Annotated in this window: 5 protein-coding genes; all 5 read right to left on the bottom strand. The window is 47.4% G+C overall.

Going from position 1 to position 4,503, the window contains the following annotated elements:
- Window positions 1-154 precede the first annotated feature (154 nt).
- Entirely contained in the window at window positions 155-790 is a 636-nt protein-coding gene (locus RYL88_RS11705; protein ID WP_314991512.1) for a YggS family pyridoxal phosphate-dependent enzyme, read from the bottom strand.
- Window positions 787-1,899, bottom strand: coding sequence for an RIP metalloprotease RseP (rseP, locus tag RYL88_RS11710; protein WP_314991514.1), 1,113 nt, complete (start codon window positions 1,897-1,899; stop codon window positions 787-789). Before rseP ends, RYL88_RS11705 begins: the two co-directional genes overlap by 4 nt.
- Window positions 1,900-2,743: 844 nt before the next feature.
- Window positions 2,744-3,640 carry a hypothetical protein gene (locus RYL88_RS11715; protein ID WP_314991516.1) on the bottom strand — a complete coding sequence of 299 codons (897 nt, stop codon included), beginning with the start codon at window positions 3,638-3,640 and terminating at the stop codon, window positions 2,744-2,746.
- A gap of 40 nt (window positions 3,641-3,680) precedes the next feature.
- Complete coding sequence (locus RYL88_RS11720; protein ID WP_314391690.1) at window positions 3,681-3,827, bottom strand: hypothetical protein; 147 nt, start codon at window positions 3,825-3,827, stop codon at window positions 3,681-3,683.
- Between the two features lie 21 nt (window positions 3,828-3,848).
- On the bottom strand, window positions 3,849-4,503 hold a 655-nt coding region (locus tag RYL88_RS11725; protein WP_314991518.1), incomplete at its 5' end, for an AI-2E family transporter.

The following is a 4,503-nucleotide window of genomic DNA, read 5'->3' on the forward strand; positions in this document are numbered from 1 at the left end:
CGCGACCGAACAGTCGCCTTCTCTCGCGCTTTTTAACGCGTCAAAATACCACTGCTTTATCTCGCTTTCGTTGATCGGATGATAACTCACGTCGTAGCCCATTTTGATTCCTTTTTAGGTAGATTTTTCTAAATTTACAAAGGATTCGGCCGATTTACGCGTATAAAATCGACCCCAAACGAATCATATTTGAGCCGCATTTTATCGCTAGCTCAAAGTCGCCGCTCATACCCATTGAGCAAATTTGCGCACCCTTTGATTGCAGATTTTCATAAATTTTACGCGTCGTCTCAAAGCTCCTTTGCACGACTCGCTCGTCATCAACGTGCGCGCCGATACTCATCACGCCGACGGGTTTTAAAAATTTGCACTCCTGCACGATTTGTAAAAACGCATCCTGCGCGGCCTCGGGCGAGATACCTTGCTTCGTGTCTTCGCGCGCGGAGTTTATCTGTAGCAGGCAAGGTAGCTCATAGTTAAGCCTCTTATCCACCGCAAGCGCGGCTTCTACGCTCTCGCAGCTTTGCCAAAGAGCGGGTTTGAGCGCTAGGAGATGATTTATTTTGTTACTTTGGAGCCGCCCGATGAAGTGCCACTCGATCGGCAAATTTGATAAAATTTCACTCTTGTTTTTGAGCTCTTGCACGCGGTTTTCGCCAAAGCTCGTTTGCCCTTGCCTAAAAAGCTCCAAAACTTCTTTAGTCGTTACATTTTTGCTCACGGCGATTAGCTTCACGGCCTCGCTCGTGCGAGCGTTTTGGATGCGTTCTAAAATTTGCGCGAGCTTCATTGTCCCGCTCCGCTTAGGCGCATCACGTCGTTAAATGTCGCAAACGCCATCAGGCATAGCAAAAACGCCCAGCCGCAGTAGGTGAGGCCGATATAGACTTTTTCGTTCATCTCGCGGCGGAAAACGAGCTCGTAAAGGTTGAAAAATATGTGTCCGCCGTCAAGCGCCGGGATAGGCAGCAGGTTTAGTACGCCTAAATTTACGGAGATGAGTGCGGCGATGATGAGTAGGGTCGAGACGCCGATGCCTGCGGCCTTTGAGGTGACGTCGGTGATCTGGATGATGCCACCCATCTCTTTTAGCGGCACGACGCCTACGATGAGCTTTTCAAGCCCCGTAAATATGAGCTTTGAAGCGTTTGCGGTCTCGACGAGCGCGAATTTTAGCGAGCTAAAGCCGGTATTTCGTATCGTGACGGCCTCGCCTGAGGGCGAAATGCCGATGAGCGGTTTTTCTATCTTTTCGCCAAATATCGTTACGCTCTGCCCGATTTTAGGCGTCAAATTTATCGTTTTTATTTCGCCTGCGCGCTCGAGCGTGATTGCCGTGGAGGTTAAATTTACGTTTTTGCTTATTTCGTCCCATTCGCTGATTTTGATGCCGTTTATGTTTAAAATTTTATCGCCTTTTTGCAGTCCGGCGCTTGCCGCGGCGGAGTTTTCCAGCACTTTGCCCACAGTCGGCGCTAGCCTTTCAACGCCGATATGTCCAAGCGCGATAAAGATAAAAAACGCCAAAGCGAAGTTAAAAAACGGCCCTGCGAAAAGGATGAAAATGCGTCCAAGAGGGCTAAGCCTCGTGTAGCTGTCGGCGTCTTCGTTTTTTAGGCCGGGCTTGGAGTCCTCTTGCCCTTTTAGGCTCACGTAGCCGCCAAGCGGTATCGCGCCCACGGCGTACTCGGTGCCACCGATAGTTTTTGAGTAGACGCTTTGCCCAAAGCCCACGCTAAATTTTAACACGCCGACTTTTAACATACGAGCGGCGAGAAAGTGGCCAAGCTCGTGGAAAAATATAAGAAAGCTAATCACCAAAACCGTGATCAAAAAGTGCCAAGAATACGCATAAAGCCCGACCGCAAGGATAGCGGCGGTAAGTATAATTCCTTTCAAAATTTGCCTTTTAAGTAGATTTTAAACGCGATTTTAGCGAAATTTTATAAAACTCCGCTTGAAACCGCGATCAAGAGCCGTTTGCACGGCATTTGCGGCGGGCAAATTTACGCAAAAAGAAGCGGCGCGGAGTGCGGCTGGACGGAGTTAAATTTTAGATCGCAAAAGCGCGGGTAGGGCGCAGTCTGGCTAAGCCTGAGGACGGACGGCTAAAAAGGCGCAAACGATACGGCGCGTAAAAAAGGTTCGCGGATAGACGGAGCCGAATTTACGGGGAGTACAGCTACATACAAGCGCAAAAGCCTAAGCCGCGCGGCAAAATAGCAATCAGACCGCGACTAAAACGAAAATAAACGGCGCGGTAAAGTAAAACAGCAAAAGCAGGCAGCTGCATTTGCCCCGATAAAAGCATCTCGCGGCAAAATCTCGCAAATAAAAATGCGCAAAATAGCCCGCCTAGCAGGCGTAAAGCGCTGCAAGTACGCTCCGCGCGCAATCAACTAAGACCTCGCAAGCGTAAAAATATCGCAAATTTATCCGCAGTGCGGTAAGGCTCGGTCAAGCTCCGTGGATACCGCTTTCGCTGTGCGCGAGATACGGCGGCAAACTGCGCAAAAAGATAAAACTAGCCCTTAGCCGCGAAGCAAAACGCCCTAAAATGCAAATAAGTCGTAATTTATCCGCTAAATTTAACACAAACCGTCGCCCTAAGCTACGCAAAATCGCTTTAAATTTAACGCAAAAGTAAACGGCGGATTTAAAATTCGACGTAAATTTACCATAAAGCCGTCCGCTACCGTGCGTCAAATTTGCGCGCAAACCGGGCTAATTTTAGGGCGCAAATTTAGCTAAAAACCTCATTTAGCCAGGCTAAAATTTTAGCTCTGCTTAGCCCTTTGCCGGCGGTTAGGGCGGTTTTATCTTTGTTTGAGAGATCAAAATCTATCCCAAAATGCGACTTTACGCTCGCGATAAAAGGCTTTAAGTCTAAAAGGTCGGGGCAGGGCAAGGCATCCGGCGCTACTTGCTGTAAAAAGCTCACGCCATCGTCGTCAAAGTCGATACGCGCCCTGGGAACGTTGTCGTTGCTGATTTGTATATCAAAGGTCTTGTCGTTTATAAACGGCGCAAAAATGCGGATCTGCAAGTGAAATTTACGCTTTTTCTCCTCTTCCCCTAGATACTCGTTGCTAAACCAGTAGCCCAAATTTACGGCGTTTAGTATAAACTCAAAATCATAAGGATCGGCAGGCGTCGCGCCTATGCGGCGCAAAAGCTCGTAAACGGGCAGCTTTTCTCGCAGCGCGTCATAATACTCGTAAAGCTCGCCAAGCAGCGGGTGAACGCGGCCGGCCTTTTCTTGCAGGCGTAAAATCTCGAAAATATACCTGTGCGCAAACGAGCGATGCGCTATGCTGCGGCGCGCCTGAGAGCTAAGATAGTCTAAAATTTCGGGCTTACGCGAGAAGCTAAGCGCGCTCCAAACTCCGCGCAATGTTTCTAAATCGTTATCGCTCGCGTCAAATTTGCCCTCGCGCGTCTTATCGTAGTCTAGCGCGCAGCCTAGCAAAAACTCTCCTAGCTCATCGCTCATAACCTCGCCGATTTTGGCTAAATTTTTAGCGTTGTGGTAAAAGCTGACATCGATTATCTTTTGATTTAGTTTTCGGGCTTGTTTTTTGAGCTCGGGTTCTAGGCTCTGCGTTCGCTCTACGATAGTATCTCTTAGTCCGTGATCCATATTTTCTCTTTGTTTTAAATTTATTTTTAGTTTTGGCCGGTCATTTAACCAAGCTTAGTTTAAATTTTTCATCTATTAAATTTGGACTAAAGCCCTCTAAGCCGCTTTCGTGAGTGTACCTAAACATTTGGCTTATTAGTCGTTTTATTTCGGCTAGCATCGCCGCTACAAAGATAATGCTTTTCAAAATTTACCTTTAAATTTAATTTTACCGCTCGAGTTTATCGCTGAGTAAAACGGCGATAAATTTCGTGCTCGGGTTTGCGTCAAGCGCGATCTTTAGACTCATGGTAAGCGGTACTGCTAAAAACATACCGCCGATGCCGAACAAAAATCCCCAAAAAAGTAGGCTCAAAAGCACCACAAGCGTGCTGATACCAAGGCCTTTGCTAAGAAATTTCGGCTCGATAAAGTTGCCGATGACGATATTTACGGCTAGATATAGCACCGCAGTCCAAGCGCAAGAGGCTGCGTCGTTTAGTAAAAGCGCCACCAGAAGCGCCGGAGCGGCTGCGATAATAGAGCCGATCGTCGGGATAAAATTTAGCACGAAAGCTAAAATCCCCCAAAGCGGCGCGTAGGGCACTCCGATAAAATTTAACCCGATAAATATAAAAACGCCCGTCGCAAACGATGCCGCGGACTTGATCGCGAGATAGCGCTTGAGATTTGATATAAACGTATCTACGATCTGGTTCGTTTGCGGATTTTTACTAGCAAAATACTCGACTTTTTGAGAAAATACCTGCACTTCAAAAAGCATAAAAGTAACGAGCAAAAAGACGAAAAAGCTCTTTGAAACGAGCTCGGTGCCGCTCCTTAAAAATCCGCCCAGCACGGCAAAAATTTTATTTATATCAAAG

This window comes from uncultured Campylobacter sp., from assembly GCF_963517995.1.
Classification (GTDB): domain Bacteria; phylum Campylobacterota; class Campylobacteria; order Campylobacterales; family Campylobacteraceae; genus Campylobacter_A.